23 protein-coding genes are annotated in these 21,186 nt (G+C 69.9%); 5 read left to right on the plus strand and 18 right to left on the minus strand.

What is annotated here, in order from left to right; all coding sequences use genetic code 11:
• Positions 1 to 47 precede the first annotated feature (47 nt).
• A complete protein-coding gene (locus ABZ624_RS11740; RefSeq protein ID WP_360085624.1) occupies positions 48 to 977 on the minus strand; it encodes an ADP-ribosylglycohydrolase family protein in 930 nt (309 codons plus the stop codon).
• 350 nt (positions 978 to 1,327) lie between these two features.
• Positions 1,328 to 1,768 (minus strand): VOC family protein, encoded by a 441-nt coding sequence (locus ABZ624_RS11745; RefSeq protein WP_360085627.1) that lies wholly within the window; start codon positions 1,766 to 1,768, stop codon positions 1,328 to 1,330.
• Between ABZ624_RS11745 and ABZ624_RS11750 the strand changes: the two genes are divergently transcribed.
• Positions 1,767 to 1,898 (plus strand): hypothetical protein, encoded by a 132-nt coding sequence (locus ABZ624_RS11750; RefSeq protein WP_360085630.1) that lies wholly within the window; start codon positions 1,767 to 1,769, stop codon positions 1,896 to 1,898. The genes ABZ624_RS11745 and ABZ624_RS11750 overlap by 2 nt on opposite strands.
• 154 nt (positions 1,899 to 2,052) lie before the next feature.
• Here the strand turns inward: ABZ624_RS11750 and ABZ624_RS11755 are convergent, their stop codons facing one another.
• Together ABZ624_RS11755 and ABZ624_RS11760 are read right to left on the minus strand one after the other, a co-directional pair.
• Complete coding sequence (locus tag ABZ624_RS11755; RefSeq protein WP_360085633.1) at positions 2,053 to 2,253, minus strand: DUF1918 domain-containing protein; 201 nt, start codon at positions 2,251 to 2,253, stop codon at positions 2,053 to 2,055.
• Between the two features lie 571 nt (positions 2,254 to 2,824).
• Positions 2,825 to 3,304 carry a hypothetical protein gene (locus ABZ624_RS11760; protein ID WP_360085636.1) on the minus strand — a complete coding sequence of 160 codons (480 nt, stop codon included), beginning with the start codon at positions 3,302 to 3,304 and terminating at the stop codon, positions 2,825 to 2,827.
• A 189-nt stretch (positions 3,305 to 3,493) separates the two neighbouring features.
• Here ABZ624_RS11760 and ABZ624_RS11765 point away from each other — a divergent pair, with 189 nt between their 5' ends.
• The gene (locus ABZ624_RS11765; protein ID WP_360085639.1) at positions 3,494 to 4,075 is read left to right on the plus strand and encodes a hypothetical protein; all 582 of its coding nucleotides are present in this window, start codon (positions 3,494 to 3,496) and stop codon (positions 4,073 to 4,075) included.
• A gap of 462 nt (positions 4,076 to 4,537) precedes the next feature.
• Positions 4,538 to 4,726 (plus strand): hypothetical protein, encoded by a 189-nt coding sequence (locus ABZ624_RS11770; protein WP_360085642.1) that lies wholly within the window; start codon positions 4,538 to 4,540, stop codon positions 4,724 to 4,726.
• Positions 4,727 to 4,748: 22 nt separating this feature from the next.
• On the opposite strand, the gene ABZ624_RS11775 is transcribed toward ABZ624_RS11770, so the two are convergent.
• From ABZ624_RS11775 to ABZ624_RS11790, 4 genes are read right to left on the minus strand one after another with little or no spacing between them, the layout of a single operon-like run.
• The gene (locus tag ABZ624_RS11775) at positions 4,749 to 5,504 is read right to left on the minus strand and encodes a glycosyltransferase (RefSeq protein ID WP_360085645.1); all 756 of its coding nucleotides are present in this window, start codon (positions 5,502 to 5,504) and stop codon (positions 4,749 to 4,751) included.
• A gap of 26 nt (positions 5,505 to 5,530) precedes the next feature.
• Entirely contained in the window at positions 5,531 to 6,337 is an 807-nt protein-coding gene (locus ABZ624_RS11780) for a glycosyltransferase (RefSeq protein WP_360085648.1), read from the minus strand.
• 27 nt (positions 6,338 to 6,364) lie between these two features.
• On the minus strand, positions 6,365 to 7,144 hold the full coding sequence (locus ABZ624_RS11785) for a hypothetical protein (RefSeq protein WP_360085651.1): 780 nt from the start codon (positions 7,142 to 7,144) through the stop codon (positions 6,365 to 6,367).
• 16 nt (positions 7,145 to 7,160) lie between these two features.
• Positions 7,161 to 8,351 carry a hypothetical protein gene (locus tag ABZ624_RS11790; RefSeq protein WP_360085654.1) on the minus strand — a complete coding sequence of 397 codons (1,191 nt, stop codon included), beginning with the start codon at positions 8,349 to 8,351 and terminating at the stop codon, positions 7,161 to 7,163.
• A gap of 492 nt (positions 8,352 to 8,843) precedes the next feature.
• Between ABZ624_RS11790 and ABZ624_RS11795 the strand changes: the two genes are divergently transcribed.
• Both ABZ624_RS11795 and ABZ624_RS11800 read left to right on the plus strand, forming a co-directional pair.
• Positions 8,844 to 9,251 (plus strand): DUF6153 family protein, encoded by a 408-nt coding sequence (locus tag ABZ624_RS11795; RefSeq protein ID WP_360085657.1) that lies wholly within the window; start codon positions 8,844 to 8,846, stop codon positions 9,249 to 9,251.
• Positions 9,252 to 9,348: 97 nt separating this feature from the next.
• Positions 9,349 to 9,981, plus strand: coding sequence for a DUF305 domain-containing protein (locus ABZ624_RS11800; protein WP_360085660.1), 633 nt, complete (start codon positions 9,349 to 9,351; stop codon positions 9,979 to 9,981).
• A 78-nt stretch (positions 9,982 to 10,059) separates the two neighbouring features.
• On the opposite strand, the gene ABZ624_RS11805 is transcribed toward ABZ624_RS11800, so the two are convergent.
• From ABZ624_RS11805 to ABZ624_RS11850, 10 genes are all read right to left on the minus strand, one after another.
• A complete protein-coding gene (locus tag ABZ624_RS11805) occupies positions 10,060 to 11,289 on the minus strand; it encodes a SpoIIE family protein phosphatase (RefSeq protein ID WP_360085663.1) in 1,230 nt (409 codons plus the stop codon).
• Positions 11,290 to 11,358: 69 nt separating this feature from the next.
• Positions 11,359 to 13,809 carry a SpoIIE family protein phosphatase gene (locus ABZ624_RS11810; RefSeq protein ID WP_360085666.1) on the minus strand — a complete coding sequence of 817 codons (2,451 nt, stop codon included), beginning with the start codon at positions 13,807 to 13,809 and terminating at the stop codon, positions 11,359 to 11,361.
• A gap of 115 nt (positions 13,810 to 13,924) precedes the next feature.
• Positions 13,925 to 15,145 carry an ornithine--oxo-acid transaminase gene (gene rocD / locus ABZ624_RS11815; RefSeq protein ID WP_360085669.1) on the minus strand — a complete coding sequence of 407 codons (1,221 nt, stop codon included), beginning with the start codon at positions 15,143 to 15,145 and terminating at the stop codon, positions 13,925 to 13,927.
• Positions 15,145 to 15,954 (minus strand): dimethylargininase, encoded by an 810-nt coding sequence (gene ddaH, locus ABZ624_RS11820; protein WP_360085672.1) that lies wholly within the window; start codon positions 15,952 to 15,954, stop codon positions 15,145 to 15,147. Before ddaH ends, rocD begins: the two co-directional genes overlap by 1 nt.
• 153 nt (positions 15,955 to 16,107) lie before the next feature.
• On the minus strand, positions 16,108 to 16,593 hold the full coding sequence (locus tag ABZ624_RS11825; protein WP_360085675.1) for an Lrp/AsnC family transcriptional regulator: 486 nt from the start codon (positions 16,591 to 16,593) through the stop codon (positions 16,108 to 16,110).
• A gap of 37 nt (positions 16,594 to 16,630) precedes the next feature.
• Positions 16,631 to 16,798, minus strand: coding sequence for a hypothetical protein (locus ABZ624_RS11830; RefSeq protein WP_107093214.1), 168 nt, complete (start codon positions 16,796 to 16,798; stop codon positions 16,631 to 16,633).
• Positions 16,799 to 16,868: 70 nt separating this feature from the next.
• On the minus strand, positions 16,869 to 17,819 hold the full coding sequence (locus ABZ624_RS11835) for a cytochrome c oxidase assembly protein (protein ID WP_360085678.1): 951 nt from the start codon (positions 17,817 to 17,819) through the stop codon (positions 16,869 to 16,871).
• A 102-nt stretch (positions 17,820 to 17,921) separates the two neighbouring features.
• Positions 17,922 to 18,947, minus strand: a complete 1,026-nt coding sequence (locus ABZ624_RS11840) for a 6-phosphofructokinase (RefSeq protein ID WP_360085681.1) — start codon at positions 18,945 to 18,947, stop codon at positions 17,922 to 17,924.
• A gap of 231 nt (positions 18,948 to 19,178) precedes the next feature.
• The gene (locus ABZ624_RS11845; RefSeq protein ID WP_360085684.1) at positions 19,179 to 19,907 is read right to left on the minus strand and encodes a glutamine amidotransferase; all 729 of its coding nucleotides are present in this window, start codon (positions 19,905 to 19,907) and stop codon (positions 19,179 to 19,181) included.
• Between the two features lie 21 nt (positions 19,908 to 19,928).
• On the minus strand, positions 19,929 to 21,167 hold the full coding sequence (locus ABZ624_RS11850; RefSeq protein ID WP_360085687.1) for a MurT ligase domain-containing protein: 1,239 nt from the start codon (positions 21,165 to 21,167) through the stop codon (positions 19,929 to 19,931).
• Between the last annotated feature and the right edge of the window lie 19 nt (positions 21,168 to 21,186).

Genomic DNA, 21,186 nt, shown 5'->3' on the forward strand with positions numbered 1-21,186 from the left:
TGAGGGCTGGTGTTCGTGGAGAGTGCCATCGCGGAGCAGGAGCCGGTTCAGCCTCCGAGGCGGTGTGCAAGGTGGAGCAGATCTGCCAGATGCAGCACCCGTCCGTCGAAGCCCGGGAGGGGGATATGGAGCGGCTGGGTCCAGTGGGCGGGGATTGCATCCAGCCCGTAGTACGCCCCCGCGAGGCCTCCGGTCACCGCAGCCACGGTGTCCGTGTCACCGCCGAGGTCGATCGCCGCGCGTATCGCGTCTTCGAAGCCGGCGGTGGTGCGCAGGGCCCAGACGGCGGAGCCCAGGCAGGGCCAGACGGCACCGTTGAACTCGGTCGCCTGATCGGGGTGCCAGTCAGTCGCGAGGACGGTGGCGTAACGGCCGCGGTGGTCAGGGTGGACAAGAGCCAGGATGTCCGGGAGCGCGGTGAGGGGGTCGGTGCCCTCGAACGTGACGCGGATGAGTTCGTGGAAGATCGCGGTGCCTTCCCAGGCCGCGCGGTCACCGTGGGTCAGGGCAGCGATCCGGCGGGCCGCGTCCATGGTGGCTTCTTGGCCGGCGGCAGCGAAGTGGACCGCGGAGGTCGATGCCCGCATCAAGGAGCCGTTTCCCGCTGCTCGCTGGTTGACCTGGAAATGGAGCGCGGCGGCGAGGTCCCAGGGCCTGCCGTTGGTGAGGACGTCTTCGGTCTGCAAGCCGATGTCCTTCGGTTCTGATGCCGCCCACCGCTGGAAGCGGGCAAAGATGTCCGGCAGATCCAGTCCGCCCCGCTCCAGCAGCGACTCCGCGACCAGGACGGCCATCTGCGTGTCGTCGGTCGCCTCGCCGGGATCCCAGCCACCGCCTCCGCACATCTCGCCACCGGCGCCAGGCACGGAAAACCGCGCGGAGAACGCTCCCTGGGGACCGAACTCGAAGGGACCACCCAGCGCGTCACCCACCGCAGAGCCGACGACCACGCCGGCGGCCCGCTGAATCCGCTTCATTCGCGCGGGTTATCTGTGCCGCGCAGACAGCCGCGCGGCCCTACTTCCTCCCTCGGCTCCCGAACCATCGGCGGCGAACGCGTCTCGTCCACGGAGGTGCGCCGCCTGAGACATCCAGGGTCTGAGACACCGGTACAGGTCACATAACGGCGTCGAGGACAAAGCCATCGGGCAGGCTCACGGCGGCTCGGACTGGGTCGGGGAACCGGGCCTGGATCAAGACACCCCGTCGGGACTGGATCAACACGGGCCAGGCGCGGGGCTCGGCGTATGGATCAATGTCCGGTACCCGTCCTTCTCCAGACTTCGCCGTTTCTCGTGAGACACGGCGGTGGGGGGGGGGGGTGCCGCTAGCTGATCTGTTCGGCCAGGGCGAGGATGATTCCTGAGGGGCCGCGGAGGTAGCAGAGGCGGTAGATGTCCTTGTACTGCGCCACCTCGCCGATGAGTTCGGCGCCATGGGGGCGCAGGCGGGCGAGGGTGTCGTCGATGTCGTCGACGGCGAACATGACCCGGTGCAGGCCCAGCGTGTTCGGCGGCGGGTTGTGCGATCCGTCGCCGATCGCCGCGGGGGTGTGGTACTGCGCGAGCTCGAGCTTGCTGTGGCCGTCCGGGGTCCGCATCATCGCGATGTCGCTGCGGACTCCGTCGAGTCCGACGGCCTGATCCGCGAAGACGCCCTCGATATGCGCCTTGCCTTCGACCTCCATGCCCAGTTCGGTGAAGAAGGCGACGGCGGCGTCCAGGTCTTCGACGACGATGCCGACGTTGTCCATCCGCTGAAGCGTCATGACGGTTCTCCCTCTGCGTTGCGCGGCCCTGGCCCCGCCCTGGGGTGCCCCCATGCTCGTCGAGTGCGGCGACGAGGCAGCGCAGGAAGCTGACGACGCGCTGGCGGGCCTGCCGGAGGAGGGCCGCTAGGAGGTGATGGCGACGATCCCAGGCATAGGGCGCCGGGCGCCGAAGTCGGCGACGAGTCCTGAGCGGTCGGGCCCGCAGGGCGAGATTGCCCACGACGGCCCGACCGCTGAGCGCGTACGGCTAGGAAGCGCGTGGTACGGAGTGCCCTGCTACCTCAGCCCGGATCCGAGGCCTTGCGGTGGTCGACCACAGAGTCCGGACCAGGGCTCATGATCGTTTCGTGGCCATTCTCTGCGCGCACGCGGTAGGGCGGTGATCCGTTGGGCCCCAGCACCTCGACGATCTCCACTACGTGGTCTTCGTTGCCGACGGTCCTGCCGTGCACCACAAGGCGGTCACCCTTGCTCGCGTGCATAGTCAACTCCTCTTCAGTGGATGGCCCACCTACGCGGTCGCAGGCGCACCACACCGGTGCGGGGGCCAGAAGTGGCCTACCCACCAAGGAGCACCAACTAGCGTTCGCGCTGCCTGTCTCCAACCAGATGGCTGAAGAGGTGGGCGGCATGCCTCCCTCGGCCGCCGACTACGGCGTGCTCAGGCACACCCTGCGGGGACCGACCCGGCCCAGGACCGGGCAACGGTCCACGTCATCGCCGTGACCGGTCGGCTTGGGAAGAGCGGGTCGGATCATCATCGCCGTAGTCGTATGAGGTTGCTGTTTCCAAGAAGAGAGAGCCGTTGATTAGGGTGAACGTGTAGTCGAGGGCGTCGCGACCGTGCTCATCCATGAAAATGACTGAGGCGTAACCGGTTTCCAGGCACACCCCGGCCTCCGCGCAGGCGGCCGCACGAGCGGCCCGCGCCGATCGCGGCGCGGTGACGGAGCGGGGGTCAGTGTCGCCGGTCGGCGGCCACGAGGTCGGGTTGTGCTTCGATCAGGCTGCCCGCCCCGATGGCGAACCAGATTCCATGCCACCACTGCTCCATCACCCGAGCCGCAATGGCCGTGCCGTAGTCCTGTGAGAAGCCGGCCAGGTGACCGCTCTGCATGACCTGGCGAAATGATCGCAGTAGACCCGGTCCATGTACCGCAGAAACGCCTCTGCCGTGATCCGGCCGTCGCGGAGCAGCAGCGGGACAACCAGGCCGAACTCGGCCGGCATCACCGGCAGGTCACCCTCGTCGATCGCGTGGCACAGGACCTCGTGCACGTTGACCTCACCGCGGTAGCGGGTGCCGTCGACGTACACGTCGTACGGGAGCGGCCGGCGCGGCACCGTGATGCGTTCGGCCGCCGGTACCGTCACCGGGTCGAGGGAGGGCGTACAGCAGTCGGCGAGCTGACCGGTCGCGTACAGGTCCCGTTCGGTGGCCGCGTTGCACAGGTCGTGCGCGAACGTGAAGTACCGCCAGAGGTCCTGTCGGTGGTTGCACATCTGCCAGACACAGGTACCGAGTGTCTTCATGTACGCACAGTCGGAAGACGACCCGACCGCGCACGGGGGTCGACTGCTGCAGGCCGGGCGCCGGGGCATCATGACGGTGGGCACCCAATGACACCGAGGAGGCGCAGCGCGGTGGATGATGGCTTGAAGTGGATAGGGCGGCACACGTTCGATAAACCGGTGTCCGAGGGGATGCGCGGTGGCATCTCCATGACCGCTGCGCGCGGGGTCACGGTCAGGGATCTGTTGCTCAGGCTGGGCGCGGACGAGGAGGAGGTGTCGCGCGCCGTGCCGTACCGGGACTTCCACCCGACCCGGGACGCAGCCTGCATGTACGGCACGTCCGGTGAGTGGGCGTACGTCCTGGAAGACCGGGGAGCGTGCACCTGGTGCGAGTGGTTCTTCGAGGACGAGGTCAAGGTAACTCCGGCGGTCGGGGAGGAACTGATCTGCCTGAACGCCAATGTGGCGGTCAACCCGAGTTACCTGGCCTATGCACCCGGCGACGGGAACGTGTACCTGAACAACTTCGGCGACGATCTGACGGACCACCCGCATGCAGTGGAGGGCAGCAAGCCGGCCGTCCTGGGCGAGGGTCTGAAAGCCGCCGGGGCCACCTGTCCCGCCGGCTACGGCATTCCGCAGTGGCACGACCTTCTCGACGCGCGGGAGGGTGGGCTGCACGGCGTGGTGTGGCAGGCCGTCGGCGACATCCTGGGCATCCGCATCCCCCGGGCCGACGTCGAGCAGGGCCGCTTGCCCGCAGCCAGGCTGACCGGCCCTTACGCGTAACAGAGCGGGGCGGCGCGTATGGGTTCCGTGCCGCCCCGCTGCGCCTGTGTGTTACTTGAGGGTCATGGTGCAGCGGCCGTTGGTGTTGGTTTCCAGCCAGTAGGCGTCCCTGTCCATCAGCCGCATGTTGTTCACGAAGCCGGCCGAGAACGCGTCCATCGATCCCCGGTTCTGGCTGCCGGAGACAGCGGATCGCCCGCAGACCTCCTTGAAGGCGAAGTCGAGAAGCTCATGGCGCGGTCGTCCTGTGCGAGGCGGTCGCGGAAGGACACAGACGGTGGCGAGTTGGCCGGGTGATACCCCGGGCGTCCCTCGTACGGGTACCAGGCTTCGAAGTCCTCGTCCCACCCCAGTCCGTCCAGCCGGTCGCGCACCCCATCGCCGTCGTCGGGGATTGTGGTGAGCTGGGCGGTCGCGAGAGCCGGCACTCCTGACGCCTCCGAGGAGAGGAGGAGCGAAGCGGTGCCCAGGATCGCCCCTGCCGACGATCCATGGTTGCCGACCGCGCAGGGGATGCAGGAAGCGGTCGGACAGCCAAGCGACGAGCAGATTGGTCAACAGGGCCACGGTGGCTCCATGACCGGTGCGAAGGCGGCCGTGGTGCCGCCGATGTTGGCAGTGACGACCGCAGCCACCGCCGCCTGGGAGTAGCCGGCCGTGTACCCGGCCGGCTTCATGAGCTGCCCTCTGCCTGGTCGTAGCGTTTCCAGCGGTAGCCCACCAGGCTTCTGCGCGAGCCGATCAGCCGCAGGAATCCCCACAGAACGGTCTTCGCGACGAAGAGCGGAGCGGGCTCGACGAGGAATCTCCGTGCGGACACCTCCACTCGCGCCCGGTGGGAATAGCAAACGCCTCCGGCCCGGCGCCCGACCTCCCGGATGAAATACGCGTCCTCCCCGGCGAGGATCGTCTCGTCGAAGCCCCCGACCCGTCGGAAGACGCTGCTGCGTACCGCGATCAGTGTCCCCACTCCCTGGCACGTCCTCAGACGGTCGCATGCCGTGAAGTAGTGGTCCATGACCCGGTAGCACAGATGGATGAAGCGCCTCGACGTAAGGGGGAAGAGCGGGAAGTGGACGAGGTTCACGTGTGCGTCGGCGAAGTGGTCTGTCAGTGCGGACAGCACCTGGACGGTGACGACGGCATCGGCGTCCACGAAGAGCAGCAGTTCCTCGCGAGCCACGGCGGCTCCGGCGTTCCGTCCGGCCGCCGGGCGACCGCCCGGCACGACGCGGCAGCCCGCGGCCAGGGCGATCTCGGGTGTGCCGTCCTCGGAGGCGTGGTCGGCCACGATGATCTCCGATACCCACGGGCTCCCGTGCAGCCGGCTGATGAGTGCCGGCAGCGCCCGGGCCTCGTTCCAGGTGGGGATGATGACGGAGAAGCGCCGCTGGGACGCGGCAGCGGAGTGTGGCTGTGTCTCGCGCATGTGGGCGCCGTCCTCCGGGAGCGCTGCTAATGGGTGCGCCACTGGCGGACCTCCGCCGGATGGCGTCTGCTTGAGCGCCTGCGGTGCTCACCGAAGCCGTAGTCGATCTGGCCGTGGAGATAGCGCCTTCCCCGGGTTCGGCGGGCCAGGTCGATCAGCAGGTACTGCCACAGCAGACGCGCTGCGGCGACGAGAGAGGTGTCGAAGCGGCGGACCGAGAACAGTACCCACGGATCCGGGTGCAGCGTGATGGCGTGTCCCGCGTGTGCCAGCTCGTCGGAGAAGACGAAGTCCTCCGAGATTCCCAGATCGGGTCGGTACCCGCCGACCTCCTCGAACACCTTCCGACGTACCAGGGTGGCGAACCCGGGAAGCGCCGGTCTGCCGAGGCGGAAGGCGAGTCGTAGGTACCAGTAGCACAGGCGGGTCCCAGCCCGCAGTGGCCAGCGGTGCGAGTCGGCGTAGTAGCCGAATGTCATGGCAGCCGCCGGGGCGCCGGCGGTGATGCCCCGCACGGAGGAGACGAACGTGTCGGGTATCAGGACGTCGGAGTCGAGGAAGAGGATCCACGGGCTTGTGCCCGCGGCGGCCCCGGCGTTGCGGGCGTTTGCGACGCCCATGTCGGCCCGCACCACCGATACGTCCGGGATCGAGGTGTGTCCGCCGGCCCAGGGCAGGGGGATGTGCTGCTCGGTCGGGGGGCAGGAGCAGGAAATGATGATCCGTACCCCGGTCAGGTCCTGCCGCTGCAGGCAGTCGAGGAGATCCGGCAGCCACTCCTCCTCCCGGTAGGCCGGAATGACGACGTCGAGGAACGTCTCGCTGTCGGACATCGATGAATCCCTTCGCACGGGCCGAGGTCAGGAACGGCTGTTTGCCGAGGTGTGGGGGAACATCTCGACGACAGCACGGTCGAGGAAGAACTCCCAGTGGAACGTGGCGTAGCTGCTGAGGATGTTGAGCGGCTGCCTCCGCGAGGTGAGCCGCGGGCTGAGGGCGGAGAGTGACTCCGCCATGGGCGCCATGGTCTTCCTGACCGTCTGGACCTCGTAGTTGGTCATCCGGGCGGTGACCTCGTGTTCTGGCGATCCCGCCGCCAGGGCCCGCCAGATGGCCCGCCACCGGACTTCTTTGAAGAGGATCTCGCCGAGCGGAGGCAGGGTCGCACGCGGCAGGAACGGTCGCAGTGTCACGTCCACATGGGGCCGCCGCTCGGCAGCGGCGCTGATCGCTGTTGCGATGTCCGAGTAGGTGGACTCCTTGGAGCAGAAGGCCCTTACTCTGAAAGTCTGGTAGGCCATGACGATGTGCAGGGTGCGGTTCGGGTCACCGCTCGTCCAGACCACCATGGCCGTTTCGGGCGACCGGGTGACCTCGCGCAGCGTGCTGAGGCCGCTGATGTTGAACGGACGGAGTTGCGAGAGGGAGGAACGGGCGCGTTCCCGTTGCTGGTTGTACGATTCCGACAGTTTCCGGTACAGCACGTCCACCACGACGACGTCGTACCGATGGGCATGGAGATGTCCGTGGGCGGCCGTTGGATCGGTGGCCACGGTGACGTCGAAGCCGAATTTGCTCTCCAGCTTCTCCTGGATCAAGTCCGCGTACTGCCGGTGGTCCTCGACCAAGAGCACTTTCAACGGACGGTCCCCTCTCTCATTTCGGTTGGCGTATGGGAAGAGCCAGCCGGAGGCAGGCCGGCTGCGGGCCGGGGACCTTGCGCAGGTCGCCTCCTGCGGCAACAGCGCGGCGCCGCAGGGCATTCAGACTGGTGAGCGGGTTGTCCAGCGTCGATGCGTCGAAGCCGGGGCCGTCATCACAGACCTGCAGGTGCGCGATGTCCTGGTCGTCCACCCAGAACTCGATCTCCACTCGGTGTCCACCGTGGACCAGGCAGTTCTTCAGCAGATCGCCCAAAGCCTGGCTGAGGAGCCTGCCCTTTTCCTGAGGCAGGCTGATGACGTCCACCGACGGCACGGACACGAAGTCCAGCCGGCCCCGCATCCTCCGTACATGCAGTCGGATGACATCCGCCACGGAGATCACGTCCTGGGCGAGGGTCAGCGCCAGTCTCTCGTCGAGAACGGTGTTCTTGAGGTCGTTGAGGGCGCCCAGAACCCGCCGTGGCTCGTCGTCCCGGTAATGCAACTCCACGAGTCTCAGGCTGGTTTCGATGTCGCTGTGCAGATAACCGAACTGGCGGTCGTATTCCCGCCGCAGCGTCTCGGCCTGCGCTGCCGCCGCTCTCCGGCAGATACGACCGATGGCTTCCCCTGCTGCCCAGATGCCGACCACGATGAACGTCTGTGCGATCAGCCCCTGGACGTTGTCCTTGGTGATCCTCCCGTTGAAGAGGAGTTCGATCACCAGTGGCTCGATCGAGGTCAGCGAAATGAGTGCCGCTTTGGGTCCCGCATTGAGATAGTTGAAGTTCTTTCCCACCCATGGGTAGAAGGCCACGATCGCCACCGGAGGCGCCGAGTAGCCGCAAAGCTGCGGACAGGCCGGACTGACGCCGTAATTGCCGGACGGCACCAGGAAGGCCATCAGCAGCGGCGCGGCGAGGATGGCTGCCAGCCATAGGAACGGCCATGAGCCGCCGTGGAAAAACGGGCCGCCGACACGTGCGGTCACACCGGCTGCGCCGATATGCAGCGCGGTAAGGCAGTACATGAGGGTCCGACCCGCACCGCTGAGCTGATCGACGTTGATGGTGCTCAGTATCGCGAAACCCTGTACCACCATGGCCACCGCTTCGACCCTGCCGACCAGGTTCCTGATGGTGACCCGTGTCATTTCCTCGTTGAGTGGCAGCGGGGCACGCGCCGACGAAGTGCTCTGCGCCATCAGGAGCCAAACCCCTCACCCTAGCGAGGATTTGAGGAACAAGTGTTCTCGATACTTCTCCGGCTGCTCGCCAATGATGGACGGCAACAGGGGGCTCTCAGTGGTGAGGGCCTCATACGGGAGAGGGTCGGGCTGTCATGCGCAGATTGGTACGTACCACCTTTCGCGTCGATCGGACGCCGGTGAGGCCGTGGGCCGGTGAGCGGGACGCGAGCACGGCCGGGAAAGGTTCGGGGAGCCGGGTCAGTCTGTCCGTGATCAATGCCGTGCTGCTGGCCACGGGCACGCTCCTCAGCGGGTTGGCAGCCTTTATCTCTGCGCTCAAGTAGGCGCCGCCGAGCAGGCGCACGAGTCGTAATTTAGCGAAGTATCACAACCGGTGTGGTCCGATCCGAAAGGTCGGACCACACCGGTTGCGGGCGCGCCTCCGAACGGCTCCGCCCACACCGAGCTCCGCGTGGGGACTCGGATCGGCACCGTACGATGGTGCCGATGCCCAGGACCGCACCGCGCGCCCCGCACCCGCCGCAGTGGCGGTGGCGTGCGCTGCTCGTGCTCGCGGTGCTCGCGGGGCTGCTGGGGATGCACGCCCTGGCACCCGGCGGAGGCATGGGCCGGTCGGAGCACGCCCCGTCCGCTCGTCTCACCGGTGTCGTCGCGGTCTCCGCGCAGGACGACTGTCCGGGCGATGACGGCCACTGCGGCGGCGGCCATCTGCACCATGCGGACCCCACCTGCGCCTCGGGCGCGGTGAACGGCGGCCCCCAGCTGCCCGCACTCGCCCCCGACCCGGTGACGGCTCCCGCGCCGGCCCCCGGTCCGCGTTCCCGTGCGGCCTCGGCACCGGATGGCGCCCGCGCCCCACCCTCTCTTGCCGAACTCCAACTCCTGCGGATCTAGAGGGCCCTGCCGGCCGCAGCCGCCCGCCTGCCGGCGGAGCGCTCGCCGTCGTGCTCACGCGTGCCCCACATTCCTTGAGAACAACAGGAGTTCCAGCATGACCAGCCGTACTTCGACGAGCCGTGCCGCCCTGGTGGCGGTGGCCGCGGCCGCCGCCCTCGTCCTCACCGCCTGCGGTGGCAGCGGTGGCGGCGACGGCCACGCCGCCCACGGGCCGTCGGCCTCCACGAGCACATCGCCCGGAACCGCTCACAACGCCCAGGACGTCGCCTTCGCGCAGGGCATGATCCCGCACCACCGGCAGGCCCTGGAGATGGCGCAGCTCGCCGCCGGCCGGGCCGCCTCGCCGCGGGTGAAGGACCTCGCCACCCGCATCGAGAAGGCACAGGACCCCGAGATCCGCACCATGACCGGCTGGCTCAGGTCCTGGGGCGAGCAGGTGCCCATGGCCGGCATGGACCACTCGGGGCACTCCGGCATGTCCGGCATGTCCGGCATGTCCGGCATGATGAGCGACGGTGACATGGCCGAGCTGAAGAAGGCCAGGGGCGCGGACTTCGACACGAAGTTCCTCTCCATGATGGTCGAGCACCACCAGGGGGCCGTCGAGATGGCCGGGACGGAGAAGAACAAGGGCGCCTACGGGCCTGCCAAGACCATGGCGGAGGCCATCGTCACCGCGCAGAACGCCGAGATCAAGGAGATGGACAAGCTCCTCGGCACGAGCTGACGTACGGCAAGAGCTGACGTACGGCAGGAGCCGACGGACGACGGGCGGGGGCCCGTGCCCCCGCCCCACCACGTCCGGTCACAGCCGCACGATCACCAGTGCCGTGTCGTCGGTGGCACCCCCGGGAGGCAGCAGTTCCAGCAGGACGGCGTCCGCGAGGCTCTCGGGGTCCTTCTCACGATGGCGGACGAGGGAGCCGGCGAGGCGGGCCAGACCGGTGTCGATGTCCTCGCCGCGGCGCTCGACCAGACCGTCGGTGTAGAGGACGAGGGTCGCCCCCTCGCCGTAGGACGTGCAGGCCTGGGGCCTCGGAATCGGGTCGGGGCGGGCGTCGAGCGGCGGATCGGTGGCCTGGTCGAGGAACTCCACACGGCCCTCGGGGTGGAGGAGGACGGGCGGCAGGTGCCCCGCGCTGCTGTAGCTGATCGTGTGCCGGTCGAAGTCGATGAACGTCGTGACGGCGGTGGCCGATTCGGCGCCGTCGACGACGTGCGCGTACCGCCCGAGGATGTTCAGGGCCTCGGCCGGCCCCGCCGCGACCCGGGAGGCGGCGCTCAGCGCGCTGCGCAGCTGGCCCATGACCCCGGCCGCCTCGAGGCCGTGGCCGACCACGTCGCCCACCGCCACGGCGATGCGATTGCCGCCCACCAGGTCGACGAGGTCGTACCAGTCTCCGCACACGTTCAGCGCGCCGACCGCGGGCCGGTAGCGCACCGCGGCGTTGGGATGGCCGACCTGCCGGCGGGCGGGGAGCATCGCCTCCTGCAGGGCGAGGGCGACCTCGCGCTCGCGGGCGTGGGCCTGGCGCAGCCGTTCGTTCAGCTCCTGCAGCTCACGGGCGCGGGTGTACAGCTCGGCCTCCAGGACGCGGCCCCGGCTGCCGGTGGGCCCGCCACGCGCCCGGATCAGCTCGGTGACCTCCTCGACCCGGTGCACCAGCAGCACCACCTTCCCGTCCGGGCCGGACACCGGCGCGTTGACCGGGCTCCAGTAGCGCTCCTCCCACTCCCCGGGCCGCTCGGCATCCTCCACGTCGTACCGCTGCAGGGCCATGGCGTCACGCTCGCCGGTGGTCAGGACCCGCTGCAGTGAGGCGGCCAGGTTATGCATGCCCGATGCGCCGGATTCATTCGGGTTGGCCGGGAAGACATCGAAGAAATAGCGCCCTACGACCTGCTCGCGGGCGCGTCCGGCCACCCGCAGGAAATCCTTGTTGGCGTCCGCGAAGACCAGGGCGGGCGTCAAGAGCGCGACCGCGCCCGGCAGCGCCTGGAACACCTCCGCGTAGTCGATGGCCGCATCGTTCATGGCTCCCGCCCGTCCGCCGGAATGTCGCCGGTTTCCTACGTCATACGCCGTCTGCGCGCGCCGTGCACGTCAGGCCGGCGGATCCGTCAGGGACTGCTCGGCCCAGATGACCTTCCCCCCGGGCACGAAGCGGGTTCCCCACCCCTGGGTGAACTGGGAGACCAGCAGCAGTCCGCGGCCGCCCTCGTCGGTGGTGCGCGGATGCCGCAGATGGGGCGCGGTGGCGCCGCTGTCGGAGACCTCGCAGATCAGGGCCCGGTCCCTGATCAACCGGAGCCGGATGGGGCCCTCGGCGTGCCGGATGGCGTTGGTGACCAGCTCGCTCACGACCAGCTCGGTGGTGAACGCCAGTTCCTCCAGACCCCACTCGGCCAGCTGCCGGTCGGCCTCCTTGCGGGCGTCGGCGACCACGGCCGGGTCGGCGGGCAGGTCCCAGTCGGCGACCCGGTCGGCGCCCAGCAGCCTGGTGCGGGCCATCAGCAGGGCCACGTCGTCGTACGGCCGGTCCGGGATCAAGGCGTCGACCACGGCCCGGCAGCGCAGGTCGAGCGAGGAGGCGGGCCGTTCCAGGGCACGGCGCAGCCGGTCGCGGTCCGCGCCGACGGCCCCGGCGCCGCCCGCGCGGGCCAGCAGCCCGTCGGTGTGCAGGACCAGCGTGCTGCCCTCGGCCAGCGTCAGCTCGACCGCCTCGAAGGGCGGACCGTCCACCCCGAGCGGCGATCCCTGCGGGACGTCGACGAAGCCGACGGTGCCGTCGGGCAGGACGACGGCGGGTGCGGGATGGCCCGCGGAGGCCATCGTGCACCGCCCGTCGACGGGGTCGTAGACGGCGTAGACGCACCCGGGACCCGCCGTCCGGGTGCCGGCACCCGCCGAGGGCGGCCCGCCTTCCTCCCGGGCCGTCCGCGCCACCAGGTCGTCGAGGTGCGCGAGGACCTCCTCGGGCGGCAGGTCGAGCGCCGCGAGGGTGCGTACGGCGGTCCGCAGGCCGCCCATGGCCGCGGCGGCGTCGATCCCGTGCCCCGGCACCTCGCCCACGACCAGGGCCACGCGCGCCCCGGACAGCAGGATGAGGTCGTACCAGTCGCCGCCCAGGCCGGTCAGCTCGTCGGCCGGCCGGTAGCAGGCCGCCACCTCCACCGCGTCCTGCTCGGGCAGCAGGTGCGGCAGCAGGCTGCGCTGCAGGACCAGGGCCGCGTCCCGCTCGCGGGTGTAGCGGCGGGCGTTGTCCACGCAGACCGCCGCCCGGGACACCAGGTCCTCGGCGAGACTCAGATCGTCCTCGTCGAACGGCTCCTGACGGCGGCGCCGGAAGAAGGTGGTGACGCCCATCGTCACGCCCCGCGCGCGGATCGGCACGATCATCACGCTGTGCAGGCCCAGCTCCAGGAACGTCGCCTCCCGGCCGCCCAGCAGGTCGGTGGCCCACTCCCTGGCCAGCGGGTCGAGCCGCTCCTCGCGCCAGGACCGGCCCGTGGTCAGACAGCGGATGGGGGGCGATCCGGCGAGGTAGGTGGCCACCTCGCCGATCCGGGCGATCGCCTCCGGGACCCCCGGGTTCACCGACTGCTGCCCGGCCCGCCGCAGCGGCACCTGATCCGTGTCACCGAGCGGCTCCGGCTCCGCGCCCCGCAGCACGGACTCCAGCAGGTCCACGCTGACGAAGTCGGCGAAGTCCTGCACGGCCACGTCGGCCAGTTCCTGCGCGGTCCGCACGATGTCCAGGCTGCGGCCGATCTGCTCGCCGGCCCGGTCGAGCAGGGCCAGGCGCTGCCGGGCGCGGTACCGCTCGGTGATGTCGACGACGGTGTAGTACACACCCATCGGACGGCCCCGGTCGTCGTCGAGGCGGGTGAACGACATCACGTGCGCCGTCTCCCGGTACGGCGCGGACCGCACCTGCCCGACATGCTCGTACCCGACCACCGGCCGCCCGGTCTCCAGCACGCGCCGCATCTGCGCCTCGATGCCCGTGGAGTCGATGCCCGGCTGGATCTCCGCCAGCCGGCGCCCCAGCCGCTCCCGCGCCGAGCCGCCGCCGTACCGCTCCAGGGCCGCGTTCGACCACACGCACCGCAGATCGGCGTCCACGATCGCGATGCCGACGGGGGAGTCGGTCACCATCTGCTCCAGCACCGCACGGCTCATGTCCCAGCCACGAGCCCCGGACATGTCGGAGAGCAGAACCAGCCAGTGCGGGGGGCCGCCGGGTTCCACCGCCGGAGTGACCCGCACCATCACCCGGACCGGCTGCCCGTCCTTGCGCCGTGCGGTCAGCAGCCCCGCCCAGCCGCCGTCCCTGCGGCACCGCTCGGCCAGCTCGGGCACCCGCGCGGCGTCCTCGGCGGACAGCAGACCGGTCACCCCGGTGCCCACCACCTCGGCGGCCGGGTACGCCAGCAGCCGCTGGGCGTCCGGCGTCCAGCTGGTCACCACGCCCCGGGCGTCGAGCAGCACGGGCGCGGCGTCGGCCACGTCGAACCGGTGCCGGGCGACGTCCCGCTCCTCGTGAGTGCCCACGGCCGACCTCTCTGTCGCTGAGAGTGGTCTACCACCTCTTGTCCCCATCCTCACCCTTCGGCCATCGGGTGGGGGAGGGGAACGGGGGGCGGCGTACGGCCACCCCCCGCCGAGCTCAGGAACCCAGCACCTTCTCCAGCGCCGCCAGCGCGGAGCGCAGTTCCTCGGCCGTGATCGTCAGCGGGGGCGCCAGCCGGATCGTGGAGCCGTGGGTGTCCTTCACCAGGATCCCTTCCCGCATCAGCCGCTCGCTGACCTCCCGGCCGGTGCCGATCGCCGGGTCGACGTCGACGCCCGCCCACAGACCGCGCGCCCGGAAGCCGAGGACGCCCTTGCCGACCAGCTCGGTCAGCCCGTCCCGCAGGATGACGCCCAGCTCGGCGGCCCGCCGCTGGAACTCGCCGGTCTCCAGCAGCTCCACCACCGCGGTGCCGACCGCGGCGGCGAGCGGGTTGCCGCCGAAGGTCGAGCCGTGCTCGCCCGGGTGCAGCACCCCGAGCACCTCGCGCCGGGCCACCACCGCCGACACCGGCACGATCCCGCCGCCGAGCGCCTTGCCGAGCAGCAGTACGTCCGGGACGACGTCCTCGTGCTCGACGGCGAGGGTACGGCCCGTACGCCCCAGGCCGGACTGGATCTCGTCCGCGATGAACAGGCAGCCCTTGCGGCGGGTCAGCTCGCGGACGCCCGCCAGATAGCCGTCGTCGGGGATGAGCACGCCCGCCTCGCCCTGGATGGGCTCGATCAGCACCGCCGCCGTCGTCTCGTCGACGGCCTCCTCCAGCGCGGCCAGGTCGTTGTACGGCACGATCCGGAAGCCGGGTGTGAACGGGCCGAAGCCCGTGCGGGCCGTCTCGTCGGTGGAGAAGCTGACGATCGTCGTCGTACGGCCGTGGAAGTTGTCGGCCGCGACCACGATCGTCGCCCGGTCGGCCGGGACGCCCTTGACGTCGTACGCCCACTTGCGGGCCACCTTGATGCCGCTCTCCACCGCCTCGGCGCCGGTGTTCATCGGCAGCACCATGTCCAGGCCGGTCAGTTCCGTGAGCCGCTCGGCGAACTCCGCGAGCCGGTCGTTGTGGAAGGCGCGGGAGGTCAGCGTCAGCTGGTCGAGCTGGCGGTGCGCGGCCTCGATCAGCGCCGGGTGCCGGTGGCCGAAGTTGAGCGCCGAGTAGCCGGCGAGCATGTCGAGATAGCGGGTGCCCTCGACGTCCTCCACCCAGGTGCCCTCGGCCCGGGCCACCACCACGGGCAGCGGGTGGTAGTTGTGCGCGAGGACGGGCTCCTCCGCGCGGATCAGGTCGGCGGACGTGCGGGTGCGCGCGGGTGCGGTCATCAGCGGATCTCCTGGGTGCAGCACTTGATGCCGCCGCCTGCCTTGTGGAACTCCGACAGGTCGACGGGGACGGGGACGTAACCGTGGCCGGCCAGACGGTCGGCGAGGGCCTCGGCGCGGGGCGCGATGAAGACGTTGCGGCCGTCGGACACGGAGTTCAGACCGAACGTCATCGCGTCCTCGCGGGTGGCGAGCACCGCCTCCGGGTACAGCCGGCGCAGCACCTCGCGGCTGCCCGCCGAGAACGCCTCCGGGTAGTAACAGATGTTGTCGTCGTCGAGGACGAACAGCGCCGTGTCCAGGTGGTAGAAGTACGGGTCCACCAGGGTCAGGCCGATCACCGGGTGGCCGAGGAACTCCTGCGCCTCCCGGTGTGCCTCGCGCGTGGTGCGGAAACCGGTGCCGGCGAGCACGTACCGGCCCGTCCACACGAGGTCGCCCTCGCCCTCGGTCACCGACTCGGGGCGGTACACGTCGTAGCCCGCCGCCTTGAACCAGGTGTCGTAGTGCACCGACTCCGGACGCCGCTCCGGCGCGTGGAACAGCGAGCCGAAGACCCGGCCGCCGACCACGCACGCCGCGTTGGCCGCGAAGACCATGTCGGGCAGTCCGGGGACCGGCTCGACCGAGTCGACGGTGTGCCCGTGGGCGCGGTAGGCGCGGATCAGCGTCTGCCACTGCTCCTGGGCGAGGTCCACGTCGACGGGCCTGTCGGGCTGCATCCACGGATTGATCGCGTACTGCACGGCGAAATGTCTGGGTTCACAGACGAGAAAGCGCCGAGGGCGCTGTACACGGCTTTCGGACACAGAGGGTTTCCTCCGCTTTGCAGTGTGTCACTTGGGATGTGATCCACGGTAGAAAGGGAGGCAGACGGCCGACAAGGAAAAATACCTGCGCAGATGCGCAGCATCGCTGCGTTGTTCAGCCGGTTCGCGCACTACTCCTGCGCATGGTTCCGGTCATTCCGGCGCCGCATGGGTCGCGCCCGCTTCCGGGCTTTCCGGGAGGAGGTGGGACAGCACCATCACGCTGATCGTCTTCCGGATGAACGGCTCGACGCGGATCCGCTCGAGCACCTCCTCGAAGTGCTCCACATCCCGCGCCCGCACATGCAGCAGCGCGTCGGCGCCGCCGGTGACCGTCATCGCCGCCGCGATCTCCGGATGGTTGCGCACGACCTCCGCCAGCCGCCTCGGCGGGGCCGCGCCCTCGCAGTAGACCTCGACGTACGCCTCGGTGCGCCAGCCGAGCGCCGAGGGCTTCACCGTCGCCGTGAACCCGGTGATCACGCCGGTCTCGCGCAGCCGGTCCACGCGCCGCTTGACCGCGGTCGCGGACAGCCCGATGTCCGCGCCGATCTCGGCGAAGCTGGTGCGGGCGTTCGCCATCAGCGCGGTGGTGATCTTGCGGTCGAGGTCGTCGAACGAGGGCGTCCTGCTGTTCATGCGGGCACTGTAGGCCAGACCCGCACGGCGGCAGGCCTCACGACTGGGTGACGACCATGGCGAGCGTCAGCAGACCCAGCACCACCCAGCCGAACCACAGCCAGCCGTTGCTGCCGAGGGCGACGGTATAGGCGGTCACGACGACGAGCCCGCCGACCGTGAGAGCCCCCATCGCCTTGGTGGAACCGTTCGTGGAACCGGGCATCGCGACACCCTCCTCGTGGTCCGTCCCCGACCATGGTGCCCCCGATCCCGCCCGGAGGGGACGGCTCCGTCTAACCCTCGCGGGCGTTCAGGGAGGCCAGATAGGCGTTGTACGCCTCCAGCTCCTTGTCGCCGTCCCGGTCGGCGGCCCGGTCCTTGCGCTTGGCCTGCCGTTGCTCGGAGCTGTACCACTGGAACAGCAGCGCGATCAGCACCAGCACGGACGGGATCTCGCTGAACGCCCAGGCGATACCGCCGGCCGCGTTCTGGTCGGACAGCGCGTCGATGCCGAGCGAGGCCGACGGGTGCCGGAAGGTGTCCACCATCGGCGTCGACGCCATCATCAGCGCGATGCCGAAGAACGCGTGGAACGGCATGCCGGCGAACAGCTCCAGCATCCGCAGCAGATACCCCGGCCGGTGCGGGCCGGGGTCCACACCGATGATCGGCCAGAAGAAGACGACCCCGACCGCGAGGAAGTGCACCATCATCGCGAGGTGCCCGGCCCTGGACCCCATCAGGAAGTCGAAGATCGGGGTGAAGTACAGCGCGTACAGACTCGCGATGAACAGCGGGATCGTGAACGCCGGGTGGGTGATGATCCGCATGTAGCGGCTGTGCAGCAGCGCCAGCAGCAGCTCGCGCGGGCCCTTGCGGCCCCGGCCGGCGGCCGGCAGCGCACGCAGCGCCAGCGTGACCGGCGCGCCGAGCAGGATCAGGATCGGCGACAGCATGCTGATGATCATGTGCTGCACCATGTGCACGCTAAACATGACCATGCCGTAGTCGTTCAGCTTGGTGCACATCACCAGGCCGACGGTGAGCACACCGACGACGTACGCCACCGTACGGCCGACGGGCCACGCGTCCCCGCGCCGCCGCAGCCGTACGACACCCCAGCCGTACAGACCCAGCCCGAGCAGACAGGCCACGAGGAAGAAGGGGTCCGCCGACCACTGGAGCCCCCGCCCCAGCGTGAACGGCGGCAGATCCATCATCATGCCGTGCCCGCTGTGATCCATCCGGCGGCTCCTGATTCGTGGGGGTTGTGCGAGTTGTCCGCCCCAAGAGTAGAACCGCCCCCGGTCACAGCTGTGACCGGGGGCGGGTTGTTCTCGGGTGAACTACAGCACGCATTCCGCCTCGTCGTACCGCTCCACGGGAACCGTCTTCAGGGTCTCCACGGCCTCCGCCAGCGGCACCATGACGATGTCCGTCCCGCGCAGAGCCGTCATCATCCCGAACTCACCGCGGTGCACGGCCTCCACCGCGTGCCAGCCGAAACGGGTCGCCAGTACCCGGTCATAGGCCGTCGGTGTACCACCCCGCTGCACATGCCCGAGGATCACCGGCCGCGCCTCCTTGCCGAGCCGGTGCTCCAGCTCGACCGACAGCTGCCGGGCGATCCCGGCGAAGCGCTCGTGGCCGTAGATGTCCTTGCCGCCCTCGTCGAAGTCCATCGTGCCGGCCTTCGGCTTGGCCCCCTCCGCCGCGACCACGATCGCGAACCGCTTGCCCGCGTCGAACCGCTCGCCGACCTTGGCCGCCAACTCCTCGATGTCGAAAGGCCGTTCCGGAACGACGATGGCGTGGGCGCCGGCCGCCATGCCGGAGTGCAGTGCGATCCAGCCGGTGTGCCGGCCCATGACCTCCACGACCAGCACGCGCTGGTGGGACTCGGCGGTGGTCTTCAGCCGGTCCAGCGCCTCCGTCGCCACCCCCACGGCCGTGTCGAAGCCGAAGGTGACGTCCGTGACGGCGATGTCGTTGTCGATGGTCTTCGGCACGCCGACGATCGGCAGTCCGCTGTCGTACATCAGCCGGGCCGCCTTCAGCGTGCCCTCGCCGCCGATCGGAATGATCGCGTCCAGGCCGAGCTCCTCGACATGGCCCTTCGCCCGTTCGACACCGTCCCGCAGATGCGAGGGCTGGACCCGGGAGGAGCCGAGGATGGTGCCGCCGCGGGCCAGGATGCCGCCCACGGCGTCGAGGTCGAGCTTGAGGTAGTCGCACTCCAGGAGGCCCTTCCAGCCGTCCCGGAAACCGATGACCTCGTCGCCGTGGTCGGCGACGGCACGGTGCACGACGGACCGGATGACGGCGTTCAGGCCGGGGCAGTCGCCGCCGGACGTGAGGACACCAATGCGCATAGCCCGAAATACCTTCTCAACGTGGGCCGGGTAACCGGACCACGTTGTCCGGCGGATTCCCGGCCACCCTACCGGCGTGAGGGGGTGGCTCCGTAGCGGGCGTCCGCCTGCTGGACGCGCCCGCACATGTGAGCGGACGGCCTGTCAGGCGGGCCCCACCACGAGCCTGCCGGGACCCGCTGAAATCCCGCTGGAGCGGCGCTCACGCGGGCTGCTGCCGGGCCGCTGTGTTCACGCAGGCTGCTGCGCAGCCGCGATGCGCTCGTTGCGGAGCGCCTCGTACCAGCGGTCGTCGACCGGCGGCAGCGCGTTGACATCGAGCGCCAGCTTCAGCAGCAGGTCGGCGATCTGCGGGTTGCGGGCGAGGACCGGGCCGTGCATGTACGTACCGAAGACGGTCCCGTTGTACGCGCCCTCCGTGCCGTCCCCGGTGCCGTTGCCGTTGCCGACCTTCACCTGGGCGAAGGGCCGGGCGGACGGGCCGACGTGGGTCACACCCTGGTGGTTCTCGAAGCCGGTCAGCTGCGGCAGCCCGAGCTGCGGATCGACGTCGGCGAGCACGTCACCGACGCACCGCTCGCCCTCGCCGCGCACCGAGACCACGTCGAGCAGGCCGAGGCCCGGCTCGCGCTGGCCGAGGTCGTTGACGAACTCGTGGCCGAGGATCTGGTAGCCGGCACAGACGGAGAAGACGATCGCGCCGTTCTGCACCGCCCGCTGCAGATGCCCGTCACGGCGCAGCCGCTCGGCCGCGAGCCGCTGCGGACGGTCCTCACCGCCGCCGATCAGATAGATGTCGCCGGAGGTCGGGATCGGCTGGTCGCTGCGCACGTCGAGCCGGGCCACGTCCAGGCCGCGCTGCCGCGCCCGGCGCTCCACGACGAGGGCATTGCCCTGGTCGCCGTAGGTGCTCAGCAGGTCCGGGTAGATCCACACCAGCCGCAGTTGGTTGTCGCTCATGAGGTGATCGCCCTTCGAAGATCAGTTGCCGACGCGGCGGCGCAGGTCCTGGAACGCGGTGTAGTTCGCGATGACCTCGATACGGCCCGGCGGACACATCTGCACGGCCTGGTCGAGGTCCTCGCAGACCTGGAAGTGCTGGTTCGCGACCTCCAGGCGGACGGCGAGGTCCAGCTTCCGGTCACCGATGACGAAGATCGGGTGGCCGGTCAGCCGGGTGTAGTCGACGTCCCACAGCCAGGAGGTGTCGGTGCCGTCGGCTCCGCGCGCGTTCACGGACAGGATCACCGGGGCGGGCGGCGGGTCGATCAGCGAGAACGTCTCCAGCCAGCCGGCCGGGTTCTTGGCCAGCAGCAGCCGCAGATCACGGTTCTGGAACTGCACGACGTCATAGCGTCCGGCCACGGCCTGCACCTGGTACATCCGCTCCAGGGCGACTTGCGGCGGCACCCCGAAGACGGCCGCGACGGCGGCGGAGCTGGCCGCGTTCGCCTTGTTGGCACGGCCCGGCAGCTGCAGATGGATCGGCCAGGCGGACCCGTGCGGATCCAGCACATGGTCACCGGACAGCGCCCAGGTCGGCGTGGGCCGCCGGAACCCGCACTCCCCGCAGAACCAGTCGTCCCCGGGGCGCTGCATCACGCCACCGCAGGACGGGCAGGACCAGGCGTCGTCCTTCCACATCTGCCCGGCCGCGACCCAGACCACGTTCGGGGAGGAGGAAGCGGCCCAGACCACCAGCGGGTCGTCGCAGTTGGCGACGACGACGGCCTTGGAGCCGGCGAGGCCCTCGCGCCAGTTCTCGGCGAGCATCCGGGTCTCGGCGGCGCGGTCCAGCTGGTCGCGGGAGAGGTTGAGCAGGGCGATGCACTTGGGGCCGGTGTCCCTGGCCACACCGGCCAGGTACTTCTCGTCGACCTCGATGACACCGAACTTCGCGTCCGAGCCGCCCGCGAGCGCGGAGGTGATACCGGCCGGCATGTTGGCGCCGAGCGCGTTCGACACGACCGGGCCCGCGGCGCGCAGCGCCTCGGCGATCAGCCGGGTCGTCGTCGTCTTGCCGTTGGTGGCGGACACCAGGACGACGTCCAGGTTCTGGGCGAGCCGTCCGAGCAGATCGGGGTCGAGTTTCAGCGCGACCCGGCCACCGATCACCGACCCGCTGCCGCGCCCTGCGGCACGTGATGCCGCAGCGACCGCCTTGCCCGCGGTCACGGCCAGCTTGGCCCGCGGCGAGAGCGGGTCCGAGTTGCCTGCCATCAGTTCTCGATCCTCCTTG

The sequence above is a fragment of the Streptomyces sp. NPDC007205 genome, assembly GCF_040634095.1.
Classification (GTDB): Bacteria; Actinomycetota; Actinomycetes; order Streptomycetales; family Streptomycetaceae; genus Streptomyces.